This is a genomic window from Mycobacterium hackensackense, from assembly GCF_025822555.1.
In the GTDB taxonomy this organism is placed as follows: domain Bacteria; phylum Actinomycetota; class Actinomycetes; order Mycobacteriales; family Mycobacteriaceae; genus Mycobacterium; species Mycobacterium fluoranthenivorans.
Genome location: NZ_JACKUC010000030.1, coordinates 426776 through 450311 on the forward strand (window position 1 = coordinate 426776; position 23536 = coordinate 450311).

21 protein-coding genes and 1 tRNA gene are annotated in these 23536 nt (G+C 66.9%); 8 read left to right on the forward strand and 14 right to left on the reverse strand.

The features are described from left to right. Nucleotides 1-39: 39 nt before the first annotated feature. Entirely contained in the window at nucleotides 40-441 is a 402-nt protein-coding gene (locus tag H7J86_RS11505) for a hypothetical protein (RefSeq protein ID WP_235632891.1), read from the reverse strand. A gap of 89 nt (nucleotides 442-530) precedes the next feature. Between H7J86_RS11505 and H7J86_RS11510 the strand changes: the two genes are divergently transcribed. Together H7J86_RS11510 and H7J86_RS11515 are read left to right on the forward strand one after the other, a co-directional pair. Beyond that, nucleotides 531-1823 carry a pyridoxal phosphate-dependent aminotransferase gene (locus tag H7J86_RS11510; protein ID WP_170847278.1) on the forward strand — a complete coding sequence of 431 codons (1293 nt, stop codon included), beginning with the start codon at nucleotides 531-533 and terminating at the stop codon, nucleotides 1821-1823. Nucleotides 1824-1854: 31 nt separating this feature from the next. After that, a complete protein-coding gene (locus H7J86_RS11515; protein WP_090358614.1) occupies nucleotides 1855-3096 on the forward strand; it encodes a YibE/F family protein in 1242 nt (413 codons plus the stop codon). Here the strand turns inward: H7J86_RS11515 and H7J86_RS11520 are convergent. From H7J86_RS11520 to dcd, 5 genes are all read right to left on the reverse strand, one after another. Next, entirely contained in the window at nucleotides 3093-3461 is a 369-nt protein-coding gene (locus H7J86_RS11520; protein WP_267291030.1) for a nuclear transport factor 2 family protein, read from the reverse strand. The two genes, H7J86_RS11515 and H7J86_RS11520, sit on opposite strands and share 4 nt — an antisense overlap. A gap of 9 nt (nucleotides 3462-3470) precedes the next feature. Continuing rightward, complete coding sequence (locus H7J86_RS11525; protein ID WP_267291032.1) at nucleotides 3471-4196, reverse strand: maleylpyruvate isomerase family mycothiol-dependent enzyme; 726 nt, start codon at nucleotides 4194-4196, stop codon at nucleotides 3471-3473. A 2-nt stretch (nucleotides 4197-4198) separates the two neighbouring features. Beyond that, complete coding sequence (locus tag H7J86_RS11530; protein WP_267291034.1) at nucleotides 4199-5509, reverse strand: cytochrome P450; 1311 nt, start codon at nucleotides 5507-5509, stop codon at nucleotides 4199-4201. A gap of 19 nt (nucleotides 5510-5528) precedes the next feature. Next, nucleotides 5529-7166 carry a DUF7159 family protein gene (locus H7J86_RS11535; RefSeq protein WP_267291036.1) on the reverse strand — a complete coding sequence of 546 codons (1638 nt, stop codon included), beginning with the start codon at nucleotides 7164-7166 and terminating at the stop codon, nucleotides 5529-5531. Between the two features lie 212 nt (nucleotides 7167-7378). Then, nucleotides 7379-7948, reverse strand: a complete 570-nt coding sequence (gene dcd / locus H7J86_RS11540) for a dCTP deaminase (RefSeq protein ID WP_090358604.1) — start codon at nucleotides 7946-7948, stop codon at nucleotides 7379-7381. 145 nt (nucleotides 7949-8093) lie between these two features. Between dcd and H7J86_RS11545 the strand changes: the two genes are divergently transcribed. Then, nucleotides 8094-8167 (forward strand) — tRNA-Gly (locus H7J86_RS11545). An 86-nt stretch (nucleotides 8168-8253) separates the two neighbouring features. Here H7J86_RS11545 and H7J86_RS11550 read toward each other — a convergent pair. The 4 genes from H7J86_RS11550 to H7J86_RS11565 form a co-directional block, all read right to left on the reverse strand. Next, nucleotides 8254-9516 (reverse strand): DUF6575 domain-containing protein, encoded by a 1263-nt coding sequence (locus H7J86_RS11550; protein ID WP_267291038.1) that lies wholly within the window; start codon nucleotides 9514-9516, stop codon nucleotides 8254-8256. Continuing rightward, entirely contained in the window at nucleotides 9513-9893 is a 381-nt protein-coding gene (locus H7J86_RS11555; protein WP_267291040.1) for a hypothetical protein, read from the reverse strand. Before H7J86_RS11555 ends, H7J86_RS11550 begins: the two co-directional genes overlap by 4 nt. Before the next feature lie 362 nt (nucleotides 9894-10255). Then, nucleotides 10256-11887, reverse strand: coding sequence for a flavin-containing monooxygenase (locus H7J86_RS11560; RefSeq protein WP_267291042.1), 1632 nt, complete (start codon nucleotides 11885-11887; stop codon nucleotides 10256-10258). A 14-nt stretch (nucleotides 11888-11901) separates the two neighbouring features. Continuing rightward, nucleotides 11902-12846, reverse strand: coding sequence for an alpha/beta hydrolase (locus tag H7J86_RS11565; protein ID WP_267291044.1), 945 nt, complete (start codon nucleotides 12844-12846; stop codon nucleotides 11902-11904). A gap of 186 nt (nucleotides 12847-13032) precedes the next feature. Here H7J86_RS11565 and H7J86_RS11570 point away from each other — a divergent pair, with 186 nt between their 5' ends. After that, nucleotides 13033-13764, forward strand: coding sequence for an SDR family NAD(P)-dependent oxidoreductase (locus tag H7J86_RS11570; protein ID WP_090358595.1), 732 nt, complete (start codon nucleotides 13033-13035; stop codon nucleotides 13762-13764). Between the two features lies 1 nt (nucleotide 13765). On the opposite strand, the gene H7J86_RS11575 is transcribed toward H7J86_RS11570, so the two are convergent. Then, nucleotides 13766-15520 (reverse strand): sigma-54-dependent Fis family transcriptional regulator, encoded by a 1755-nt coding sequence (locus tag H7J86_RS11575; protein ID WP_267291071.1) that lies wholly within the window; start codon nucleotides 15518-15520, stop codon nucleotides 13766-13768. Between the two features lie 99 nt (nucleotides 15521-15619). Here H7J86_RS11575 and H7J86_RS11580 point away from each other — a divergent pair, with 99 nt between their 5' ends. From H7J86_RS11580 to H7J86_RS11595, 4 genes are all read left to right on the forward strand, one after another. After that, nucleotides 15620-17116: an NAD-dependent succinate-semialdehyde dehydrogenase gene (locus H7J86_RS11580; protein WP_267291073.1), complete on the forward strand. Its 1497-nt coding sequence runs from the start codon at nucleotides 15620-15622 to the stop codon at nucleotides 17114-17116. Then, nucleotides 17113-18378: an iron-containing alcohol dehydrogenase gene (locus H7J86_RS11585; protein ID WP_267291075.1), complete on the forward strand. Its 1266-nt coding sequence runs from the start codon at nucleotides 17113-17115 to the stop codon at nucleotides 18376-18378. Before H7J86_RS11580 ends, H7J86_RS11585 begins: the two co-directional genes overlap by 4 nt. Beyond that, complete coding sequence (locus H7J86_RS11590) at nucleotides 18375-19298, forward strand: 3-hydroxyacyl-CoA dehydrogenase (RefSeq protein WP_267291077.1); 924 nt, start codon at nucleotides 18375-18377, stop codon at nucleotides 19296-19298. The genes H7J86_RS11585 and H7J86_RS11590 overlap by 4 nt, the downstream gene beginning before the upstream one ends. Before the next feature lie 105 nt (nucleotides 19299-19403). Then, the gene (locus H7J86_RS11595) at nucleotides 19404-19997 is read left to right on the forward strand and encodes an Rv1733c family protein (protein WP_267291079.1); all 594 of its coding nucleotides are present in this window, start codon (nucleotides 19404-19406) and stop codon (nucleotides 19995-19997) included. Between the two features lie 74 nt (nucleotides 19998-20071). Here the strand turns inward: H7J86_RS11595 and H7J86_RS11600 are convergent, their stop codons facing one another. From H7J86_RS11600 to H7J86_RS11610, 3 genes are all read right to left on the reverse strand, one after another. Then, a complete protein-coding gene (locus H7J86_RS11600; RefSeq protein WP_267291080.1) occupies nucleotides 20072-21607 on the reverse strand; it encodes a GMC family oxidoreductase in 1536 nt (511 codons plus the stop codon). A gap of 37 nt (nucleotides 21608-21644) precedes the next feature. Continuing rightward, entirely contained in the window at nucleotides 21645-22472 is an 828-nt protein-coding gene (locus H7J86_RS11605) for an alpha/beta fold hydrolase (RefSeq protein WP_267291082.1), read from the reverse strand. Nucleotides 22473-22833: 361 nt separating this feature from the next. After that, a complete protein-coding gene (locus H7J86_RS11610) occupies nucleotides 22834-23490 on the reverse strand; it encodes a GntR family transcriptional regulator (RefSeq protein ID WP_187098059.1) in 657 nt (218 codons plus the stop codon). Between the last annotated feature and the right edge of the window lie 46 nt (nucleotides 23491-23536).

Sequence of the window (23536 nt, forward strand, 5' to 3'; positions counted from 1 at the left end):
TTAGCGGCGGTTACCGCCGCTAAACGTGCACAAATCACGTCAGACCTGACGTAATTGGAATGGCGTCTGGCTCAGAATGCCGCCCGGGCAGGCGCCATTCGAGTCCGCGGAAATCACTCCGCCCAGTGTTGCCGGATCGACCGATATCGAAATGACGGCCGGCTGGTAACTACCGTCATCGCAAATGAAGCCATCGGGTTTGGTGACCGAGAAGTTCCAGCGGCCGTCCGTCAAGGTCATGGGGCTGGTCCAGCCCTGATTGCTCGCGACCGAGCCGGTACAGCCGGTCAAGCCGCAGGTGCTGGCGATGGTCCAGACATTCTCGGCGTCGCCGCCCGCATAGGTCCCGTTGAGCAGTGGTGGGTCGGCCTGCGCGGACGCAGCAAATGCGAGCGCAGCGGCGGCGGTGATCCCGAATGCCGTGCCCATCAAACGTGTCATCGACGTCATAGTGGTTCAGGAACTTAACACCGATCACGCAGAAAACTTCGACCCCGACGTCAAATTGCAACCTTGTCCGGAAAATCGGTTTGCGGGCCCGTGGGAGAATTAGCCGCGTGAGCACCAATCAGCTGTCGTGGCAGAACACCGGGCAACACCCGCGGCCGCGGACGTTCGCGCAGTCCACCAAACTGCAGGACGTCCTCTACGAGATCCGCGGGCCGGTACACGAGCACGCCTCGCGGCTGGAGGCCGAAGGTCACCGCATCCTCAAGCTCAACATCGGCAACCCGGCCCCGTTCGGTTTCGAAGCGCCCGACGTGATCATGCGCGACATGATCCAGGCTCTGCCCAACGCCCAGGGTTACTCCGACTCCAAGGGCATCCCCAGTGCGCGGCGCGCGGTGTTCACCCGCTACGAACTGGTCGACGGCTTCCCGAAGTTCGACGTCGACGATGTCTTCCTGGGCAATGGTGTCTCCGAGCTCATCACCATGACGCTGCAGGCCCTGCTGGACAACGGCGATCAGGTGCTCATCCCCGCGCCGGACTACCCCTTGTGGACGGCGTCCACCTCGCTGGCCGGCGGTACCCCGGTGCACTACCTGTGCGACGAGACGCAGGGCTGGAATCCCGATATCGCCGATCTGGAAGCCAAGATCACCGACCGCACCAAGGCGATCGTGGTGATCAACCCGAACAACCCGACCGGCGCGGTGTACACCCGCGAAACCCTCACGCAGATCGCCGATCTCGCCCGCAAGCACCAGTTGCTGCTGCTGGCCGACGAGATCTACGACAAGATCCTCTACGACGACGCCCAGCACATCGCGATGGCGTCCGTGGCGCCCGACCTGCTGTGCTTGACGTTCAACGGTCTGTCCAAGGCCTACCGGGTCGCCGGTTACCGGTCGGGCTGGCTCGTCATCACCGGCCCCAAGGAACACGCCACCAGCTTCATCGAGGGCATCAGCCTGCTGGCCAATATGCGCCTGTGCCCGAATGTGCCTGCGCAGCATGCCATTCAGGTCGCCCTCGGCGGACACCAGAGCATCGATGACCTGGTGCTGCCGGGCGGACGCCTGCTCGAACAGCGCGACGTCGCATGGACCAAGCTCAACGAGATCCCCGGGGTGTCCTGCGTCAAGCCCCAGGGTGCCCTCTACGCCTTCCCGCGGCTGGATCCCGAGGTCTACGACATCCACGACGACGAGCAGCTGGTCTTGGACCTGCTGCTGCAGGAGAAGATCCTGATCACCCAGGGCACCGGATTCAACTGGCCCACACCGGATCACCTGCGCATCGTCACACTGCCCTGGGCTCGGGACCTGTCCAAGGCCATCGAGCGGTTGGGTAACTTCCTGGTGAGCTACCGCCAGTAGCGGCTCAGCCGGACCGCCTACCCTTGGGCGGGTGACGCACTCGCACGGGCATTCGCACTCCCTGGACGGCCCCTCCCCCCTGGGGCCGCTGGCCGCCCGGATCGTGGTGGGCCTGCTCGTGGCCATCGGCATCGCGACCGTCATCGGCGCGGTGTGGCTGTGGCCGACCCAGCAGAAGGTCGATATCCCGCTGCCGTTCCAGAATTCGGCCGGCGGCGCGGTGACCACCGAAGCCGGCCGCGTGCTGTCCACTCAGATGGCCAACTGCGGCAGTCCGTCCACCGGTGCCGTGCTCACCGGCTCACCGCAGGAGGCCCCCGACGGCGGCGGCCGGTGCGTGCACTCCCTGGTGTCGATCGAGTCCGGACCCAATGCCGGCGCCGACACCCTGCTGGAGTTCAGCGGTGGCCCGGGCCAGCCGCAGCTCGCCGCGGGCGATCACGTACGGCTGAGCCGCCAGGTCGACGACGCCGGCGCCACCACGTATGCCTTCTTCGACTTCGAGCGGACCTGGGCGCTGGTCGGGCTGGCCGCGGCGTTCGCCATCGTGGTCGTCGCGGTGGCGCGCTGGCGCGGCCTGCGGGCGCTGATCGGCATCGTGGTCGCGTTCGCCGTCCTGGTGGTGTTCCTGCTACCCGCGCTGCGCGACGGCGCCTCGGCCGTTCCGGTCGCCCTGGTGGCGTCCTCGGCCATCCTGTACGCGGTCATCTATCTGGCGCACGGCGTCAGCCTGCGCACCAGCGCGGCCCTGCTGGGGACCTTGACCGCACTCCTCGTGGCCGCTGTGTTGTCTTGGGGTGCAATCGAACTGGCCCAGCTGACCGGGCTCTCGGAGGACCAGAACAACGAGGTCGCGGCGTATCTGGGACATGTGTCGATCACCGGCCTGCTGCTCGCCGGGTTCGTCATCGGTTCCCTCGGTGTGCTCAACGACGTCACCGTCACCCAGGCGTCGACGGCCTTCGAACTGGCCGAACACGCGACCTCCCGGCGGGCCATCTTCACCGGCGCCATGCGGGTGGGCCGCGATCACATCGCCAGCACCGTGTACACCCTGGTGCTGGCCTATGCGGGTAGCGCGTTACCCCTGCTGCTGTTGTTCAGCGTGGCCAACCGTTCGCTGGGCGACGTGCTGACCAGTGAGAGCGTGGCCATCGAGATCGCCCGGTCCGCGGTGGGTGGGATCGCGCTGGCGCTGTCGGTGCCGTTGACGACGGGCATCGCGGCGGTGCTGGCGACGCCGGGACCGGCGCACCAGAAGCCGGGCGGCTAGACCAGATCGTCGTCGGTGAGTTCCGTCGCCGCCAGCGCCGCGTCCAGGCTGCTATGCCGGAACACCGACGTGACGTGGTCGTGCACCACCCGGAAGGCCGAGCCGAAGGTGTCGGCGTCCGCGCCGTCATCGCCGGTGACGGTCTGCTCGGCCACCACCACGCCGTCGTGCACGTACAGCCGTCCCACGGTCACCGTATCGCCCAGAGTCTGCGCCCAGTCCCGTAACGCGGTGCGTCCCTGCGCGGCGCCACCGGCATCGCCGAACTCGATGTCGTCGCTGCACAACTGATCCAGCGTGTCGAAATCCCGGGCGTTCAGGGCGTCATGCCAGGCGAGGACGGTCGCGATCTCGGAAGTACTCATGCGCCAACTCTAGAACGGCGTGTTGGTCAGCCAGTCATCCCATACGGCGGTGTCACCGAGGACTTCGACACCGTCGGTGCGGCGGCGGGTGATGGCCAGCAGCAGGTTCAGTGCGGGACCTCGCACGGCGGCATCACCTTTGGCGTGGGCATGCGACCAGGCCAGGCCGTCTTCGTCGTGGACCACCAGCCACTCCCCCGTCGGGCCCAGCCCGTCGTCGGTGGCATGCAGGTGTAGTCGCTGCCCCGGGGCGAGCCCGTGTCCGCGTGCCGTGCTCAGCTCGATCCACTCGCTCACGCCGTCCGCGGCCAGTTCGACGGGCAGGGTGAATTCCGCGCCGACGGCGAGGTCGGCATCGGCGCGGTGCACGGTCAGTTCGTGTACGCGACGGCGCACCCACCATCCGGCCGGGCGCGGCCCCAGGAACGTCCACACCTTCTGCGAACCCACGTGGTCCACGGCATCGAGGATCAGTTGGGCGCCGGCGTTCAACCAGTCGATGGCGGCGTCGAGATCCTCGGGTGGTTTACCGTCCGGAACGTCGCGCGGATCAAGCGGTTCAGTCAGCCGTTCGCTGATTATCGTTGCACACCAACGATTTCCGCGACCCACATGGCGGAACAACTTGTTCAGCGTCCAGCCCGGACAGGTGCCGACGGGTGTCGATGGATCCGCCTGGCGGATCACCTCGCCGAAGAGTTCGGTCTGCTCGAGCAGCACCGCCCGGAAGTCCACACCTACGACCGTAGCGCGGGACGCGCTTCGCCGAGGGCGATCGGCAGGGTCGACCACCCGCGCAGCACCCGGGTGTCCCGCCGCACGCCGGTCCCGGCCAGCCGCGCGTCGGGATACCGCGCGAAGAACGTCTGCAGTCCGACCTCACCCTCGGCCCGCGCCAGCGCCGCGCCCAGGCAGAAGTGCCTGCCCGCGGAGAACGACAGGTGCCGTCCGGCGTTCTCGCGTTCGATGTCGAAGCGGTGCGGATCGGCGAACACCGCGGGGTCGCGGTTGGCGCCGGCCAGATGGAGGATGATCAGCTCACCGCGCCGCACGGCGGTGCCGGCCAGATCGACGTCGCGGCCGGCGATCCGGGCGCTCATCTGCACCGGCGAATCCAGCCGCAGGATCTCCTCGACGGCGGTGGGCCACAGTTCGGGTCGCGCGGCCAGGGTCTCCAGGTGCTCGGGGTGGTCCAGCAGCATCCTGATGCCGTTGCCCAAGAGGTTCACGGTGGTCTCGAAGCCCGCCGCCAGCACCAGCCCGGCCAGTGCCTTCAGCTCGCGTTCGGTCAGCGGTTCGCCGGCGGCGCCGCCGTCGGAGGCCGCGATGATCTGGCTCAGCAGATCCTCACCGGGGTTGCGGCGCAGCTGGCGCAGGTGTCCGCCCAACCAGTTGTCGAATCCGGCGATACCCTCGTCGACCTGCTGAGATTGCGCCCAGGTCAACCCGATGTCCAGGCTGGGTGCGGCCAATTCGCCGAAGTGCAGAATGTTGGGACGGTCCGGTTCCGGGACCCCGAGGATGTCACCGATGACCGCGACCGGCAGCTGCGAGCAGTACCGGTCGACGACGTCGACGGTGTCACCGCCGAGTTCGTCGAGCAGTTGATCGGCGCGTTCCTGGACGCGTTCGCGCAGCCGGGCGACGGCTCGGGTGGTGAACACCGAGGAGACGAGCTTGCGCATCCGGGTGTGTTCGGGCGGTTCGATGGACAGCAGTGACGGCGGCTCGATCGGGTGCAGCAGATCGTTGGAGGTGTGCTCGACGATCCAGCGCAGCGGCTTGGGCAGGTTGATGCCCAGCGAGCTGACCCGCCAGTCCTCGGACCGCAGCACCTCGTGTGCGACGGCGTGGTCGAAGGTGAGCAGTACCGCGCGGCCCCGGATGACCGGGCCCATCGCACGCATCTCATCGGCGAAGGCGCCCGGGTCGGCGCGGGCCTGCGGGTCGGCGATCAGCCGACCCTGAGGGTCGCCCCGTCGCGCCGCCACCGCGGAAAGTCCGCGCACCACCCCGTGTAGAGCAAGCCAACGAATCCGTTGCCGCATGGGTGCGAGCTTACGGCTGTCAGCGGGGAGCGCAGAAGATCAGGAAGCACGGGCCGCTCTTTTTCGGCCCGTCGTCGCCGCGATCGCCCCGCCCATTGCCGTTGCCGTTCCCGTTGCCGTAGCCGCCCTGACTGCCCGAGCCGGGGTACCCGCCGTTCGAGCTTCCGGGGTACTGACCCGGATAGCCACCGTTGCCGCCCGGGTTGCCGGAGCCCGGATAGCCACCGTTGGAGTTACCGGGGTACTGGCCGGGATAGCCGCCGTTGGAGCCGCCCGGGTACTGGCCCGGGTAACCGCCGTTGGCGCCGCCCGGATATTGATCCGGGTAGTCGTTGTCGGGGTACTGCTGTTTGGGCGGATCCCATGGGGCACGGAACACCGGGTGCGGCCACTGGAATACCGGCGCCGGTGCCGGCGGGGGGACGTAGACCGGGACCGGGTCAGGCACCGGTGCCGCGGGAGCCGGTGCCGGCGGCGGAGCGGCGGGTTCGGGGGCGGGCGCCGCCGGAGCGGGCGCCTGCTCGACGTAGACCTTGCGTGGTTGCGGGGCTTCCTGCACCACCGGGATCGGAGCCTTGATGGTCTCCGCCGGAGGTGGCGGTGCGGCCGGCTGTACGGGCGCGGCCTCGGGCACCGGTGCGGGTGCGGCCGGCTGTGCGCTCGGCGCGACCGCGTTCTGCGCCGGGGAGGGACGCTGATCGGCGGTGGGCCGGATGCTCACGGCCAACGACACGGCAAGCGCCACGACACCGACGACGAAGATCGAGGTCAATGCGCTGCCGACCAGGAGGAACGGCTTGCGGTCCTCCTCCACGGGCGCGGGTGCTTCGGCGAACGCCGCGTCGACGTCGCCGGTGAACAGCGGAGCCGCTGCCGATGACACCGCCAGTTGGGTGTCTGCGGAAGCCAGGGCGAATGCCGAGCCGGCGGTGGGCCCGTCGGGGTCCTGCGAGTACGCCAGGCCGACGGTGGACGCCTCGAAGGTGGGGGCGTTGGCGGCGGCCAGTGCGGCACCGCGGGCCAGCGCCAGCTCGGATTCCTCCGGTGCGCTGACCGGGATGTCGACCAGGTGCTCCAGGTGCTCCTTCACCGAGGACACGTCGACGCCGGAGCCGACGACGAACATGCCTTGCGGCGCGGATTCCCGGCCGGCGACGGCGGCGGCCATATCGGCCAGTACGGCCATGGCGTCGGTGCTGTGCAGGCTGCGGCTGAGCACCTTGACCACGGATCCGTCGTCGCCGTTGACGACCGACAGGGTGGCGGTGTCGCGGTCCAGGAACAGCAGCGCGGTCGAGTGGTAACCCACCGCGGCGCCGGCCGCCTGGGCCAGCGCGCTGGCGGCGTGCAATTCGGACACCAGCATGACGTCGGCGATGCCGTGCGCGGCGAGTGCGTCGCGCAGTGTCGCGGCTTCGGTGTGGTCGGTCCAGGTGACTCCGATATGGGCCAGATGGTGCCCGCCGGCTTGTGCGCTCTCCTGCGTTCCGAGCACCGCTGCGACCACTTGATCGGCCGCGCTGGGAGTTGCCGAGTCATTCGACGGCGACACCGGGAAGACATCGTGATCGACGGTGGCTCCGTCGGCCTTCGCGCCCTCAACCAGCACCATTCGCACCGTCGTAGGTGTCAATGACACACCTAATACGATGTCCACTTAACCCCTCCAAAGTGTTTGCTGCACTATCCAGGTCGCCGAGCCCGCCCCCTGCGGCACAAAGCGCCGACTAGATAGTTCATCGCCCTCAACAGCGGCGTCGTTACCCACCGACGGCGTTAGCTAGACCACTTAACCGACCCTACTCGGGTGTCGGTCAGAAGGCTCGGCCGTCTCCGATGCTCACCATGCCAGCGCAGCCTGTGCAGGAGCTATGGCTTGATGAAGTTCTGGTAGGAACGCGAGGGTGTCGGGCCGCGCTGGCCTTGATATTTGGAGCCCGCCGCGGCGCTGCCGTACGGGTGCTCCGCGGGGCTGGTCAGCCGCAGCAGGCACAGCTGGCCGATCTTCATTCCGGGCCACAAGGTGATCGGAAGGTTCGCCACATTCGACAGCTCCAGCGTGATGTGGCCGGTGAAGCCGGGGTCGATGAACCCCGCGGTGGAGTGCGTCAGCAAGCCCAGCCGGCCGAGTGACGATTTGCCTTCCAGCCGCCCGGCCAGGTCGTCGGGCAGGCTGCAGCGTTCCAGCGTCGCCCCGAGCACGAACTCGCCGGGGTGCAGCACGAACGGCTCGCCCTCCTTGGGTTCGACCAGGGAGGTCAGGTCGTCCTGACGCTGCGCGGGGTCGATGTGGGTGTAGCGGGTGTTGTTGAACACCCGGAACAGGTTGTCGAGGCGGACATCGACGCTGGACGGCTGGATCAAGGAGTCGTCGAAGGGGTCGATTGCCAGACGGCCGGCGGAGATCTCGGCGCGGATATCGCGATCGGAGAGCAGCACGCGATGAGCCTAACCAGACCGCGGTGTTCGCGACGCGCTGCCCAGGGACTGTCTCGTGAAAGTTGTCATCATCTGATGACGGACGTCGGTTGGGGTGCCCGAGGGACGCGGTGCTAATCTTCCTGATCACCGGCCTCGCCGGTACGCCGATGTAGTTCAATGGCAGAACATCAGCTTCCCAAGCTGAATACGCGGGTTCGATTCCCGTCATCGGCTCCACGCCTACCAGCGCGGATGGGGCCCTTGAGGGGTCTAGTCCTAATTCTGCACCCCGGCCGTACCCAGAGGTTCCCATGCTCGGAACCTCAAGCTCGGCCCGGAGGTACTTCGCGTCGGGTTACACCCGATGCCGCTGATCGGCCATCGTCGTCAGCGTCAACAGCGATCAGCTGTACCAGCACATACGAGGTCTTGGTCTCGCCAATTGCCTCATCCAGCACGCTCGACGCCTCAACAACCACGAGGTATCGGCGATTGATAGTTGGATTTGGATTTCCGGCGACCACACGCTCATCGACCCGGCCCTCGTAGTCGAGGCCATCTGAATCCTTCAGACCGAACCGCTTCTTCTTTGCGTCGTACGCAAATAACTCCATGCGTTCCCGAATCTCCACCACTTCCTCGTCAGGAACGAGGTGACTCAAAATGCTTACCAGCGTTTCGAGTCGAGACGACGGCAATTGACGCTCCACGTATCTAATATTTGTCCCTGCCGCCGAGACAGCAACATTCCCGCCAGAATCTGCTAATTCGACAACAAACTTTCGAAAGCTCTTAGCCGCCCGTATGCCGACAACACTTAAGCGACTTTGAATGTCGGGGGACTTGAGCTGCGGGTCGAGTAAGTCGATTATTTGGAGGACAGAATCAGCAAAAACTGATTCGCCAAAAAGGTCATCAAACGAACTCGCACCTATCTCAATCACGAAGCTCGCGGCCGCAAATGCTAGTACATCGCTCGAAGTTTTTTGGAGCTTGTCCTTTGATATACGGCCCACCTGCGCAACGCCCTGCTCCTCGCCGATTGCCGCTCCAACGGCGTCGAGCAACATTTGGGTACGAATGAGGATCTGTCCAACCTCACGCGTCGGAGCCTCCGACCGGTACGTAACTGGCCGGTCAAATTCCAAGCGGACACGCGTACGGTGTTCCTGCTTGGCGCGCCGCTCGAGTTCAGTGGGAGGTATGGCCGGCTCGGCGGTTTGCGTATCTAAGTCAAGCCAATGCTCGCCCGGCAAAATATCAGCGGGGATCCCTTTCGGTGCGACCATTTGCAAAGAGTCTTCGACAGAAACATCATAAGGAATAGTGACAATGTAAACAATGCCCTCGGCGTTCAGATAACCAGACCGGACCGACATACCGCCAGATTTGATGATCTTCAACCGCGCGTCGGAAATCGGCATATAGAGCCATCGATCGGCTTCATCACTATCATCTGCCCACGCGACTAAATAAAGCTGATCAGTCAAACTTCGACAACTGAATAGACGAGGGCCGTCGTAAAAAACGAAAGTCTCCTCTAGCTTCAGTTCGCCTAGCGGCGTATCCCGAGGCAGCCAGTTCACGTCACACTCGTAAAATAAGTTTGGGGTTCGCTCTCAAGTGGCAGCCACCATGTGTGGTGACTATTACCCCTGGTTGGGGTCGGCTTTATGACTCCATCGCCCGTCAACTCTCCGTGAGCAATGGCTTTACTTTGCATCTTTGGAAACAGATTTTGCAGTTCGTAAATGTCTTCGACCTTGGAATAGACGCTCAGACCAGCCGCAACGCATTCATCGGTAAATTTACGAAAGTTACGAATGCCAAGTTGCTTTAGTTCCAGGTGGCTCAAGAAGTCCTCCTCAGAGGAAGGCACATCCACGAGTCGATAAAAACTGCCGAGTGCTGGTTCCGCATCTTCTGGCGGACAAGACTCCGGGAAGTGCTCTGGCCACGCCACCAACCGGGGCTCCTTGTCATAGTCAGCAGTATCGGTGAGACCACCGACGAGTCGAATACTTCGCCGTCCTTACCAACACTCTAATCGCAGGTCGGGACCTGTTCAGCATCTTGAGCTGGTTTCGATGCAGAACTGTTCATGGAGTCTGGCAGCCACCGTGCACCGGTTATGGGGATTACCTTGCCGCCTGGGGGCGCCACGGCAGTCATCACACCCAACGCCGCCATTGGCTTGTCGTGATCGTCCTCGAAGAGGTGTGCGTAGATTCCCAAGCTGAATACGCGGGTTCGATTCCCGTCATCGGCTCCACGCGAAAAAGCCCTGACCCCGCCTCCGCGGGATCAGGGCTTTTCCTGTCGGCTCTATGAACTCAACGCCTCCGGCACCCGGCGCTCCGCGAGCATCGACGCGTAGCCGGACTCCTCGAGCTCGCGGCAGTAGTGCTGGTACACCTGCCCACCACCCATGTAGACCAGGAACGCCTCCGGCTTACCGGGCACGTTCTCGCCGAGGAACCATGCCTTTGCCTTCTTGCCCTCGGTGTACATCACCGTCGCCTTGCCCGTGCGTGCGGTCTCCTCGGCCCACCAGTCCTCCGATTCGAGACTGGCCTCGAAGACGTCCACGTCGTTCTCGCGTGCCCAGCGCAGGGCGCGCTGCAGCCACTGGGCCCCGAGCTGGATCGGCACCACCAGATTCGAGTACGGGGTCTGCGGCCCCAACGACATGAAGAAGTTGGGGAAGCCGTGCACCCCGATGCCGAGGTGCGAGCGCAGTCCGTCCCGTTCCCACCTGTCGCGCAACGTGATTCCTTCACGACCGACGATGTCGATGTTGGTCAGCGTGCCGGTCATCGCATCGAAGCCGGTAGCGAAGATCAGCACGTCGAGCTCGTACTCGGTATCACCCACACGCACCCCGGCCGGAGTGATCGCCGTGATGGGCGTGGCCGCGGTGTCGACCAGCCGCACATGGTCGAGATTGAACGCCTCGTAGTAGCCGTGGCCGGTCGGGACCCGTTTCCCGTTGAACGAGTATGTCTTCGGGCTCAGCAGATCCGCAGTGGCAGGATCTTTCACGATCTCGCGGATCTTGGATCGGATGAACTCCGAGGCAAGCTCGCTGGCCGCGTGGTTGGTGGCCAGATCGTTGAAGCACTCGTTGGCGAAGTGGAACCCACCCTCGTTCCACTTACCCTCGAAGATCTCCCGACGCCGCTCGTCGGACACCTCCAGGGCGCTGAACTGCGCGGGCTCCATCGCCACCCCGAAGGGGTGGTTGGCCGCCTTCTCGTAGATCGCGTCGTAGTTGTCGCGCAGCCACGCCATGTCCTCGGCGGTCACCGCGTCGTTCGTCGACTCCACGATGAAGTTCGGCGTGCGCTGGAACACCACGAATTCGCCCACCTGCGGCGCGATCTCGGGCACCAGCTGAATACCCGAGGCGCCGAGTCCGATCAGCCCGACGCGCTTGCCCGCCAGGTCGACGCCGTCGCGCGGCCAGTGGGCGGTGTGGTGCTTCTCGCCCGCGAAGCTGTCGATACCGGGGATATCCGGGTAGATCGCCTGCGACAGCACCCCCATCCCGCTGATGAGGTACTTGGCGACCAGCGGGGCACCACCTTCGATGTACACCGTCCAGGTGTTGGCGGCTTCGTCGTATACCGCCGACTCGACCCGGGTCTCAAGCCGGATGTCCCGACGCAGATCGAGACGATCGGCGACGAAGTTGAGGTACGCCAGCACCTCCGCTCCGGCGGGGTACCGCTGAGTCCAGGTCCACTCCTCGCGCACCTCCTTGGAGAACGAGAAGGAGTAGTAGCTGTACTCGCTGTCGGTGCGGACTCCCGGATAGCGGTTGGCCAGCCAGGTTCCCCCGACCCCATCCTGGGCGTCGAGAACGACGGTGTCCAAGCCGATCTCGCGAAGGTGGTGCAGGATCGCGAGGCCGGAGAAGCCGGCCCCGATCACGATGGCGTCATGAGTTTCGGTCATGGTCAGGTCCTTCGTCAGGCGGTCGCGGGTTGGGTGGCGATGCGGTGTGCGTTGGCGGCGCGGCGGGTCTGATACCACTGCGCGATCGTGGCGATGGCGGCATCCGCGGCGGGGAGTTGCCCGGCCTGCAGCGGGAATACATGTTGTTGCCCGGCCGCCACATCGAAGGTGACATCGACACCCGCGTCCTGCACCAGTGCGTGCAACCGGGTGGCGTCGGCGTAGAGGGACTCGATGTCGGAGGCGGTGATGTACAGCGCGGGGAATCCGGTGAAGTCGGCATACAGCGGATTGACCAGCGGGTCGGTCGGATCGGCCCCACCGGACAGGTAGCGGTCGATGTTGCCCTGCAGCCCTTCTCGGGCGATGAGGAAGTCGGTGTCGTCGTTGGACACCAGCGTCTCCCCGGTGTTCTCCATGTCGAGCCACGGTGACACCGTGATGACCAGTCCGGGAGTCGGCCGGCCGGCCTGCAGCAGGCGCAAGGTCGTGGCGATCGCGATGCTGGCGCCCGCACTGTCGCCGACGAAGGTGATGTCGGCCGGGTCGGTACCGTCGGCCACGAGCGCGTCGAACACCGCGGTGGCGTCGTCGAGCTGAGCCGGGTACGGATGCTCCGGCGCGCGCCGGAAGTCCGCGACGAACGCGTGGGTGCCGCACGCGCCGGCGACGTGCCCGGCCAGCTTGCGGTGGCTCGCCGGGGAGCCCAGGGCGAACCCTCCACCGTGCAGGAACACCAGCACCTGCGACCGGTCGGCGGTCAGCGGGGTGACGAGAATGCCCGGGACGCCGCCGATCTCGGTCGACTTGTACGTCACACCTTCGGGTTCGGTGGTGACGCGCTGCCAATCCTCGAAAAGCCAGCGCATCAGCCGCAGCGACATGTCGGGGTTGGCGATGAACTCCTCGGTCCACTCGGCGTAGATGCGCCCCAGCGGATCCGTCGGTCGCGCGGTCATGGGAACTCCTGAACTCTCGGTGGCAGCGGCTGTGATCTGCCGCACTGAAGTCAGTGTGTGATTGCGTCACAAGCACATTCGAAAGGTGTCGCAAATTGATGCAGTGCTGTCTCAGCGTGACGCAGCTCACCGCTGCGGCCGACCGCCGCGCCACGCTTGCGGCACCCACTCATAGGAGAAGCCGCCATGAATCGTTTGAACGACAAGGTCGCACTGGTCACCGGATCGTGCCGGGGTATCGGCCACGCCATCGCCGAGGCCTTCGCCCGCGAGGGGGCCACCACCATCGCCACCGGTAGGTCCAAGACCGACGAGTCGTTCGGCCCGCGCCATCCGGGTATCCACTACCGCCAGCTCGACGTGTCGCAGGAAGAGGACTGGGCCACCGTCATCGAGGAGATACTCGACCGCTTCGGTCGCATCGACGTACTCGCCAACAACGCGGGGATCATCGCCTACCAGGGCCTACACGAGCTGAGCGTGGCCGAATGGGAGCGCGTCATCGCCACCAACCAGACCGGCACCTTCCTGGGCATGCGTTCGGTGATCCCCCACATGGTGAGCCGGCGCAGCGGCTCGATCATCAACGTCTCATCGATCTGGGGTAACGCCGCGGTCGCCGGCGCGCACGCCTATCACGCCACCAAGGGCGCGGTGCGCAACATGTCCAAGAGCGCGGCCATCAGCTACGCCAAGGACAACGTCCGGGTGAACTCAGTACACCCGGGTTTCATCAAGACACCGCTGACCGATGCGCAGGAAGTGGAGATCAACGAGTTCGTCGTCGCGCAGACGCCGATGGGCCGCGCCGGCCGCCCCGAGGAGATCGCCAACGGCGTGGTGTTCCTGGCCTCCGACGAGGCCAGCTTCGTCACCGGCTCGGAACTGGTGATCGACGGCGGCTACCTGGCCCAGTGATTCAGCCGGAGAGGTTGTAGGTCTTGAGCTTTCGATGGATCGTCGCGCGGGAGACACCGAGCAGCTCGGCCGCCTTGGAGCGGTTTCCACCGGCCTCCTGCAGGGCCCGGCGGATCGTCTCCATCTCGGTCCGCTCGATCATCGACCAGGAGCGGTGGGCGCGCAGCGAGTCGGGCAGGTGGTCGGCGTGCACCACACCGCGCACGCCGTCGGTCACCAGTTGCGCGACCAGGGTGCGCAGTTCGGCGAGGTTGCCCGGCCAGCCCGCCGCCTCGAGTGCTTGGCGCGCCCCGTCGCTCAGCGCCAGCCGTAGGCCCGGAGCACGTTGTGCGACAAGCGCATTCCACAGCGCCGGGATGTCTGCGGCCCGCTCGCGCAGCGGGGGCACCCACACCATTGCGACCCCGAGCCTGGTCGCGGCGGCCTCGGCGTCGGCCTGCGTGGCCGCACTCACCGTCAGCAGCAGCGAACCCCGGCCCGCATACGCGTCAGCCAGTGCACGCAGAGCGGACAACGACTGCGAGTCGAGATGCTCCACGCCGCGGACGACCACCCGCGCCGCACCGGCGACGGCATCGGAGAGTTCCTGCAACCAGACCTGATCACCGACGATCTGACGCTGGGCGGTGTGCAGCACCGTGACGTCGGACTGCGCCGAGCCGGGCCGATACGGACGGCCCAGCGCCAGCGAGGTTTTACCGCTGCCCGGTTCACCGGCGATCAACAGCGCGGTGCGGGCCGCGATGTGCCGGCTGACGTGGTGTGCGGCGGACAGCCACGACTTCGTCTGTCCCACCAGCCCATCCGACGACGGCTTACCGTGCCCGGACATGACACGCGGTGCGGGCCGCAGGGCCGCCACCACCCCGGCGTCGCCGTCGAGCACACAGGCCTCGATCGCCGTGTGCCCGGTGGACAGGTCGGCGCTCATCCGCGAGTCGTGCCGCAGACCCGCGCACAGGTGTCCGATCAGGTCGACATCGGTCTGGGTCAACTCCCCCGCGCGTCGGCTGCGCATCGTCAGCCCGTCGGGACCGAACGCCACCACCGGCCCGTCGTGACGTTTCGAGGCGTCGAGGAAGGCCGCGAGCATCGCCCGCGCCCCGGGCTGGGCGACATCGAGAACATGCTGTTGCAGCTGGGCGGCAAGCGAATTCGTCAGCGGTAGCAGCAGGCCGCTCCGCTCGTCGATCTTGGTCGACATCGTCACCGCGGCCAGGAGTTTGCCGGTGATCGGGTGCCACACCGGCGCCCCGGTGCACAGGGCGTCGCGATAGACGTCGGCGAAGTGCTCGGCGCCCTCGATCAGCACGCTCTTACCCGAGGCGATCGCGGTACCCACGCCGTTGGTGCCGACCGCGTCCTCGGCCAGCACCGCACCGCGCACGGTGCCGATGCGATCCAGCTGCGTCATCGCCGAAGAGTCCAGGGACCACCGCTGCACGATGCGACCCTGGGCGTCGGCCAGCAGCAGGCCCATCCCCGACCCGGCCAGGTCCTCCGCGGCGCGGGCCATCGGCGCCTGGAACATCTCCAGGAGATGGTTGTCCAGCAGGTCCTCGTCGACGCGCGGCACGTCGCGGACGTTGGCCGGGGCGCCCAGCGCGCTCTTGGAGCGCAACCACGATTCGAGCAGGTCCGGCGGCACGGCCAGGTCGGGGTCGGAGGCGGTGAGGAATTGCGCGCGCAGTTCTTCGAGCCGCGAACCGCTGGGCCGTGTCGACACCGACCACTCCTCAAGTGAGAGCTGAATCACACAGCCTACCGTAGGAGGGCCGGCCCACCCGATCCTCCGACTGTCTCAAAAAGACGCAGTCGTATCCGGCGGCACCATCCCGTCCTAGCGTCACTGGGCATGACGACGACGCTGGCCACACCCCTCGACACGGCCGTGGTGCACGGCCGACGTATCCCCACCGGACTGTTCATCGGAGGTGAATGGCGCTCGGCGGACTCGACGTTCGCGGTCGTCGATCCCGCCACCGGCGAGCAGATCGCGACCGTGGCCGACGGCGGCGCGGGCGAGGCGATCGCGGCGCTCGATGCGGCGGCCGGCGTGCAGGACCGCTGGCGCCATATCGCGCCGCGCGAGCGCGCCGACCTGTTCACCGGCGCCCATCGTCTGCTGCTGGCCCGCGCCGACGCCTTCGCCGACGTGATGACCGCCGAGAGCGGCAAGCCGCTCACGGAATCCCGCGCGGAGTTCGCGCTCTCCGCGGAGTTCTTCCTCTGGTACACCGAGCAGATCGCGCATCTGCACGGCACCTGGGCACCCGCGTCGCACGGCGGGTACCGCGTGATCACCACGCATCAGCCCGTGGGTCCGGCGCTGCTCATCACACCGTGGAACTTCCCCATGCTGATGATCGCGCGCAAGGCGGGCGCGGCGCTGGCCGCCGGCTGCCCGGTGATCGTCAAGTCCGCCAAGGAAACTCCGCTGACGTGTGCGCTGTTCGTCGAAACACTGCGCGAGGCGGGCTTTCCCGCAGGTGTGGTGAACCTCATCCACACCACGGCATCGGCTCCGGTGTCCGCTGCCCTGATGGCCGACGAGCGGCTGCGCAAGATCAGCTTCACCGGATCCACCGGTGTGGGTGCCACCCTGCTGGAGCAGGCCGCACCCGGGATCATCAACACCTCCATGGAACTCGGCGGCGACGGACCGTTCATCGTGCTCGATGACGCCGATGTCGAACTCGCCGCCCAGCAGGCGGTCATCTGTAAGTTCCGCAACGCGGGTCAGGCGTGTGTGGCGGCCAACCGGATCATCGTGCACAGCGCGGTGGCCGAGCGGTTCACCGCGCGCTTCGTGGAGCTCGCTCGGGCACTGAACGTCGGCAACGGATTCGAGCCCGGTGTGGACGTCGGGCCGATCATCTCGCAGCGCCAGCGTGACACCGTCGTCGAGCTGGTCGAGACACTGCGCGCGACGGGCGCCGAGCTCCTCATCGGTGGCTCCGCACGTCCCGGTCCCGGATTCTTCTTCGAACCCACCGTCTTTCGTGTCACCGGCAGGCCCGCCGAATTGTGCAGCCGCGAGCTGTTCGCTCCCGTCGCCACCATCTACGAGGTCGGGTCGACGGCCGACGCGGTCGCCTTCGCCAACGACACCAGGTACGGCCTGGCCGCCTACGTGTTCACCAAGGACCTGTCGCGAGCAGTCGCCGTCGGCGAACGCCTGGACTTCGGCATGGTCGGCGTCAACCGCGGGATCATGGCCGACCCCGCGGCGGCCTTCGGCGGTGTGAAGGCCTCCGGTCTCGGTCGTGAGGGCGGGCACGACGCCATCTACGACTATCTCGAGGCCAAGTACCTCGCCGTCACCGTCGACGAGAAGGAAGGCCTGTCATGACCGCCACCATCGGCTCGCCGTTGCACACCGCCAACCACCTGGGCCTGGGACTGCTCCGCCAACCGGCCATGGTGCTGTTCGGACCGGGCCAGCGTCGGCAGATCGCTCGCGTCGTCGGTGAGATCGCCCAGCGCGTCCTGATCGTCACCGACGCCAGGATGGCAACCAGCGCCGAGTTCGGCAGCGTCGTCGAAACGCTGGTACGGCAGGGTGTTTCGGTGTCCGTGTACGAGGGCACCGAGCCGGATCTGCCGCGCCGCAACGTCGTCGACATCGCCGAGCGGTTCGGCGGCGACTCGATCCAGGCCATCGTGGGGATCGGCGGCGGGTCGTGTATGGATCTGGCCAAGGTCGCCTCGGTGGTGCTGACGCACGGCGGTGACGTCCGCGACTACTACGGACAGTTCCTGGTGCCCGGCCCGGGGATACCGGTCATCACGGTCCCCACCACCGGGGGCACCGGCGCGGAGGTCACCTGTATCTCGGTGGTCTTCGACGAGGACCAGGGCATGAAGGTCGGGGTCGCGAGCCCGCACCTGGAGGCCTACGCGGCGATCATCGATCCCGAACTGACGCTCACCTGCCCGCCGGGGTTGACCGCCGCCTCGGGCGCAGACGCGCTGTCTCACCTCATCGAGTCGTTCACGGGGCGAGCGAAAAACCCCGACGCCGACCAACTGGCGACCACCCTGTACACGGGCAAGAACGTGTTGGCCGACGTCTACGCCCGCACCGGGCTCGCACTGCTGAACACGTCACTGCCGGCGGTGGCGGCGAATCCGGTCGATCTCGCCGCGCGGTCCGACACGCTGTTCGGCGCGTACTGCGCGGGTATGGCCATCAACACCGCGGGGACGGCGGGCGCGCATGCCATCCAGTCCCCGATCGGCAACCTGACCCACACCCCGCACGGGTTCGGGATCAGCGCGCTGCTGCCGTACGTGATGCGCTACAACCTGCCCGCCCGCATCCCGGAGTTCGCCGAGATCGGCCGTATCCTCGGGGTGGCTCAGCAGTCGGATTCCGAAGAGCGCCAGGCACAGTCGGCGATCGAGCGGATCGAAGCCATTCTGGAGACACTCGGTGCGCCCCTGGATCTGCGCACGCTCGGCCTCACGCCGCAGGACTTCGACTTCGTCGCCAAGCAGGCGATGCTGGCCACCCGGTTGACCGCCAACAACCCACGTGAGCTGACCACCGGATCGGTCGTGGCGATCCTGGAGCGTGGCTACGACGGTGACCGGAGTTGGTGGCAGCTGTGAGCCGGCCACCCGTGGCAGTCCTCGGGGCGGGCTCCATCGGGGTGTCGTTCGCGATCCTCTTCGCCTGCAGCGGCGTCGACGTCGCCGTCTACGATCCCGTCGCCGCGGCCCTGCCCCGGGCTGCCGAGGATCTGCGGGAGCGGCTCAAGCTACTGGGCATCACCGACCCCGCCGTTGTCGAGGCGCGGGTTAGGTTCACCTCCGATCTGGACTCCGCACTGCTCGGCGTGGGGTTCGTACAGGAATGTGCACCCGAACGGCTCGACGTGAAGCAGCAATTGCTGCGGCAGGCAGCAATTCAGACCGCCGCGGAGGTGCCGCTGGCGAGCTCGAGTTCGGCGATCGTGGCGAGCCGGCTCGCCGAGGGGCTCGATACCGCCATCGCGGCACGCATCCTGGTCGGCCACCCGGGAAACCCGCCCTACCTGTTGCCCGTCATCGAGGTGGTGCCATCACCGTCGACGGCAGGGTCCATCACCGAGCGCACGGTCGAGGTGTACCGCACGGCGGGGTTGCGGCCCGTGCTGGTGCGCCGCGAAGTCGAGGGTTTTGTGTTCAATCGGCTTCAGGGTGCGCTCCTGCGCGAGGCCTACTGTCTGGTCCGCGATGGGGTGGCGAGCGTGGACGATATCGACGAAGTGGTGCGCAGCGGACTGGGTCGCCGCTGGAGCATCATCGGCCCGTTCGAGACCGCCGACCTGAACACCCGGGGTGGCATCGAATCGCATGCGGACAAGATGGGGCCGGCGTACCAACGGATGGGTGCCGAGCGCGGACAGTCCGATCCCTGGACACCCGAGTTGGTCGCCGAGGTGACCGCGCAGCGCAGGGCGCTACTGGACCTCGACGACTGGGACGAGCGCGTGCGGTGGCGCGATCGGCAGCTGCTCCGATTGCGCGAGGCGAGCCCGACGGTGTGATATCCGTCGCCAGGGTCGCCGTTCGACTGGCAGGCCGCCCGCGGCAGTGCCAGGCTGTAAGCAATGTTTGCGCGAAACGACAAAAGCACCGCTAGTAGCGATGTAATGCGCCTCACATTGTTTGCTGGACGTAGTGGTTGGTACCTCCGCGCACTCGGTCTCAACCCGCTGGTCCGCGTCGTCGACCGTATCGAGGCCCTGGCGGTTCTCGGCATCGTGATCACCGCACTCGTGGCGATCCCGGTGGCGGTATCGGCAGGCGCCCTCGTTCGCGGGTGGGGCATGCAGACAGCCGAGCAGGAGGCGCACCACCGGCATCCGGTGCAGGCAACGGTCGTCGAGGGCGTCGGCCTGCCGACAGACTTCGAAACGCCGGCATACGTCGAAGCGCAGTGGCACGAGGGCACGCGGACACGTACCGAGTCGGTCGCCGGCACCGCGACGGTCGGGGTCGGGGACCACATGATCATCTGGCTGGACGACAGCGGCAAGGTGGTTGCCGCGCCGCTGACGCCGGCCGATGCCGAGCTGAACTCGGTCGCCATCGCGGTGACCCTCTGGATCGGCATGGTGTTGTGCAGTGCGTTTTGCACCCACATGATCCGGCGCGGTCTGGACCGGGCCCGCGACCGCGCCTGGGAGCGCGAGATCCGCCTGTTCGCGCACAATGACGACGGTTGGGCCAACAGGCAGGGCTAGAGGCGATGCTCGGACGGACAATCGGCCGGTCCGTAGCACCCGTCCTTCGCGCGGGGCGCAGGTTCGGATTCCCGTCAGCGGATCAAGTCGGCCGCCTTCTCGCCGATCATGATCGTGGCGGCATTCGTGTTCACCGGCACCACCCGAGGCATGATCGACGCGTCGGCCACGCGAAGGCCGGCCAGCCCGTGCACGCGCAGGTCCGGCCCGACCACGGCGTCGGCGCCGATGCCCATCGCGCACGTGCCGACGGGGTGGTAGTACGTGCTGGTGCCGCGAGCGAGGAAGGCTCGCAGCCCTTCGTCGTCGGCGGCGCCGGGGCCCGGGAGTACTTCGCGCGCCCGCCAGGGTGCGAACGGTTCGCCGGCGGCGATCTCGCGAGCCACCTCGATCCCATGGACCATTCGCCGTACGTCCGATTCCACGCCGAGATAGTTCGGATCGATCAGCGGCGGGGTGTCCGGATCCGGCCCCGTCAGCCGGATCGAACCGCGTGCATCCGGCACCGTCGCGACCGCCAGTGTGAAGCTGTTCGGCGGTGCGGCCAGGTGCGGTGGGTGAAACGGCACGTGGATGAACATCAGCTGCATGTCCGGGCCGGCCAGCGAGGGGTCACTGCGCCACAGCAGCGACGTCTCGGCGTGGTTCGTCCTTGCGGCCGGAATGGGTTGCGCCGCCTCATAGACGACGCCGCACAAGGGATGGTCGTGCAGATTGCGACCCACCCCGGGCAGGTCGTGGATGACGTCGACGCCCGCGGCACGGAGTTCCGTGGCGGGCCCGATGCCCGACAGCAGCAGTAGGCGCGGTGAGTCCACCGCGCCCGCGCTGATGACCACCTCGGCAGCGGCGTGGACGGTCGTTTCACGGCCGTTCTGCACGAAATCGACGCCGATGCAACGCGTCCCCGCGAATCTCAGTGCGTGCGCTCGCGAATCGGTCATGACCGTCAGGTTGGCTCGGCCGCGTATGGGGTGCAGATAGGCGGCGGCGGTGCTCTGCCGGATCCCCCCGGCGATCGACAGGTCGTGCCAACCGGCGCCCTCGGGGTCTGCACCGTTGAAGTCGTCGGTCAGCGGGAAACCGGCCGCGACTGCGGCGTCGAGGAACACCTGGGACAGCGGATTTGCCACCTCGGCCGCGGCGGGTGCCGGAGCCATCGGGCCGTCGGTGCCACGGTAGCGCGGGTCCGCGGCCGGAACCGTCTCGATGCGTCGAAAGTAGGGCAGCACCGACTCGTAATCCCAACCGGCACAACCCGACTTGGCCCAGCCGTCGAAGTCGTTCGGGTGCCCGCGCAAGTACACCATTGCGTTGATGCTGCTGCTGCCCCCCAACGTGTGGCCACGCGGCCAGTTGTGGGCTAGCCCGGCGGTGCCGGTCTGCGGGACGGTGTCGTAGGAGTAGTCGACCTCGGTGCCCCATAGCGCCGGCCACGCGGGTGGGGCGGAGATCTCGGGCCGGGTGTCCGCCGGCCCGGACTCGAGGAGCAACACCCGCGTGGCGGGATCCTCCGACAGGCGGGCGGCGATCACACACCCTGCCGATCCGGCACCGATCACCACGTAGTCGTATTCGTTGAATCGTTGCATCTGCCAATCACTTCCCATCAGATCTCCTCGGCACGGGTGACGGACCGCCTGGCGGTCACGAGACGGTGGCGCGAGCGGCTTGATCGACGAGGTCGGCGACGGCGTCCGGGTGGGAGACGGTCACGGCATGGGATGCCGCGATCTCCACCGAGTGCGACTTCGCCCGATCACCCATGAAGCGCATCGATTCGGCGGGGATCGCGAGGTCCGCCGTGGTGACCATGTTCCACGACGGGATGCTCTTCCACGCGGCTTCGGTGGCCGGCTCGTTCAGCGCGCCTTCGGTGATGGGCCGTTGGGTTGCCGCCATCAGCTCGGCGACCTCCGGTGCCACGTCGGCGGCGAACACCCGAGGGAATTCGTCCTGCTTGATGTAGAGGTCATTGGCCGTGCCACCGCCCGCAAGCGGGACGGGGACGGTCTGCAGGGCCGGCCCGAGCTGAGCGCCGGGGAACTTGGCGGCCAGCTGGGATGTGCTCTCGCCCGGTTCCAGGATGAAGCTGGCGATGTACACCAGTGCCTTGACGTTCGGGTTGCCTGCGGCGGCCTCGCTCATCACCGGTCCGCCGTACGAGTGGCCGGCCAACACGACGGGTCCCGGCACGCTCTTGAGGACGCCGGCGACGTAGGCCGCATCGTCATGCAGCCCGCGAAGTGGGTTCGCCGCAGCGATCACCGGGTAGCCGTCCCGTTTCAGACTCGCGACGACGCCGTTCCAGCTCGAGGCATCGGCGAACGCTCCGTGGACCAGCACCACGGTGGGCTTGACCGCCGGGGCGGGCTGCTCGGGCGAGCCCGGTTGCTCGGCCGATGCGCCGCCGCAGCCCGAGAGTGCCAGCACGGCACCGGCGGTGATCGTCGTCAACAGGGATGTGAATCTCATTGATCTCCTCGGATTTCGACCGGGATGCGGTCTCGGGTGAGCTGGCGACGGCGGCCGCGGCTGTTCCATCGGTGCCGCCGTCGGCCCCTGCGCACCACTCTCGCGCAGGTGGAGGGGCAGGGAATCAGTCATCCGACTACCGAAGCGCCGCGTCCCGATCTCGCACGATGCAGTCATTCGACTCGACTGCGTCATACCGGCTTGCCCGGTCTCAGGTAGCTCCGATATATTGCATATCGCTTGCAGATTGGCCGGTGCGCCGCTTTCCGCGGGTCGCCTCGACCACGGTCACGAAGGGGTCGTCATGTGGCACCACTTCATCGGAAAAGCAAGTGGTGCAGCCGAAGTCGATCGCCGTTGGTCAGCCGTCGGAGGCGTGCGCATCCAGGGTCAGCCAGTTCTTCCGCGTCTCGGTCGCGGCGGCATCCGCCTCACCGGCCTCGGCGAAGGCAATGATCCGGGCGTGCTGGGCCACCGAGTCGCGACCGCGCAGCGAGGCGAATCGGATGCGCTCGACCCGCCTGAGCACCGGCGTGTACTGGTCGAGCACCATGCCAATGGCTGCGTTCCCCGCGCGGTCGACGGGAATTCGATGGAACGCGTCGTCGGCCGCGACGGCCGCGACGACGTCTCCGGTTCGCAGCGCCTCGGCGAAAGCGGCGTTGGCCGCGCGCATACCGGCCAGATCGTCACCGGTGAGGAGCGGCACCGCCGTGCGCACCGCGAGCTCGTTCATGGCCGCCGTCACCGCCTGCGCGTCGGCCAGGGTGCGCGGATCGATCGGGCTGACGATCGTGTACCGGCCCGGCTTCGTCTCGACCAGACCCGCCGCATCGAGGCGCGCCAGCGCTTCCCGGATCGGTGTCCGGCTCACTCCGAGCCAGCCGCTGAGTTCTCCGTCGACCAGACGCTCTCCCGGCTCGAGGGTGCCGTCGATGATGGCGTCGCGAATCCGCACGAACACGCTGTCGCGCAGCAATTGCCGCCCTTCGGAGGCGCTGGCAACGGGAACCGGCATACCCCATCATGCACCGTCGAACGCGTCCCGCGAACGTCGACCCGTC